Origin of the sequence: Streptomyces sp. YS-3 (assembly GCF_045257485.1) — a bacterium.
Classification (GTDB): domain Bacteria; phylum Actinomycetota; class Actinomycetes; order Streptomycetales; family Streptomycetaceae; genus Streptomyces.
The window spans coordinates 1-1,590 of the sequence record NZ_JBJHPC010000955.1 but is presented as its reverse complement, the minus strand read 5'-3'; the positions used below and the strand labels follow the sequence as shown (position 1 = coordinate 1,590).

Here is a 1,590-nt window from a genome sequence, read left to right as displayed (position 1 = left end):
CCCTCACCGAGACCGCCCCCGCGACCTCCGGCGCCGGCACGCCGCCGAGCATCGCCCACGGCCCCGCCGCCGAACCGACCGCCGTCCTCGCCCGCTTCGAGGAGTGGGTCCGGAGCGCCCCGCAGGCCCCCGCCGTCATCGACGGCACGCGCACCTGGACGTACGAGGAGCTCGGCGCCGCGGCCGAGCGCATCGCCGCCGCCCTGCGCGAGCGCGTACGGCCCGGGGACCTGGTCGGCGTCTGCCTCGACCGGTCCACCGCGCTGGTGGTGACCGCCGTCGCGCTCGCCCGGATCGGCGCCGTCTATCTTCCGCTGGGCCCGCGCCCCGGCGAGCGCCGCACCCAGGCCGTCACCGAGGACCTCGACGTCGCCTGCCTGGTCGGCGACCCGGACGTCCTGCCCCGGGCCCACCAGGACGGGGAGCACATCGCGCTGCCCCTGCCCACCGACGGCGTGAACGCGCCGGCCGGGCCGGTGGCCGCGTTCGCCGCCCGCCCCGAGGGTGCGCGGCGCGCGCCCGAGGGCGCCCTGTACGCCGTGCTCACCTCCGGTTCGACCGGCCGCCCCAAGGCGGTCGCCGTGGCCGAGGCCTCGCTCTCCGTGGCCCTGGACTGGTACCGGGAGGCCACCGCCCTGGCGCCCGGCGACCGGCAGTCGCTGCTGATCGGCGTCGCCTTCGACCCGCATCTGCTGGAGCTGTGGGCCGGGCTGACCTCGGGCGCAGCCCTGGTCCCCGCCCCCGACGACACCCGCTGGGACGCGGCCCTGCTCACCGACTGGTGGCGCGATGCCGCCGTGACCGTGTGCGTGGCGGCGACCCCGACCGTCGAGCCGCTCCTCGACCGCCCGTGGCCCACGGACCTCGCCCTGCGCCACCTCGTCGTCGGCGGCGACCGTATGCGCCGGCGCCCCGGACCGGACGTCACCGCCACGGTCCACAACGCCTACGGCCCGGCCGAGGCGACCGTCGTCACCACCACGTACGCGATGCGCGCCACCGACCCGGCCGCGGGCGAGACGGCTCCGCCGCCCATCGGTACGCCGCTGCCGGGCGTCACCGTCGTCGTCACCGACACCGACGGCAACCCCGTCGCCCGGGGGCAGGACGGCGAACTGCGCCTCGGCGGCCACTGCCTGGCGCTCGGCTACCTCGACCCCGAGCTGACCGCGCGGCGCTTCACCGCGGCCCCCGAGCACCCGGAGCTGTCGGCCACCGGCCTCCTGTACCGCACCGGCGACCGGGTGCGCATGGGCGCGGACGGCGTTCTGGAGTTCCTCGGCCGCCTCGACAGCCAGGTCAAGATCAGCGGTGTGCGCATCGAACTCGCCGAGGTGGAGGCCGCGTTCGAGCAGGACGCCCGGGTCCGCACGGCCGTCGTCACCGTGGCGCGCGACGGCTCCGGCCTCGCCCGGCTGGTCGCCCACCTCAAGCCCGCCGACGCCACCCCGCCCACGCCCGCCGAGCTGCTCGACGCGGCCCGTGCCTGGCTGCCCGAGCAGGCCGTCCCCGCCGCCGTACGGTTCGTCGACACCTATCCGCTGGACGCCAACGGCAAGGTGGACCGGGCCGCCCTGGCCGCCCACACCC

General features: G+C 77.7%; 1 protein-coding gene. It reads left to right on the top strand.

What is annotated here, in order from left to right:
- Positions 1-1,590 (top strand): amino acid adenylation domain-containing protein (locus ACJA3G_RS36665; protein ID WP_406557340.1); only part of this gene is annotated, 1,590 nt, incomplete at both ends.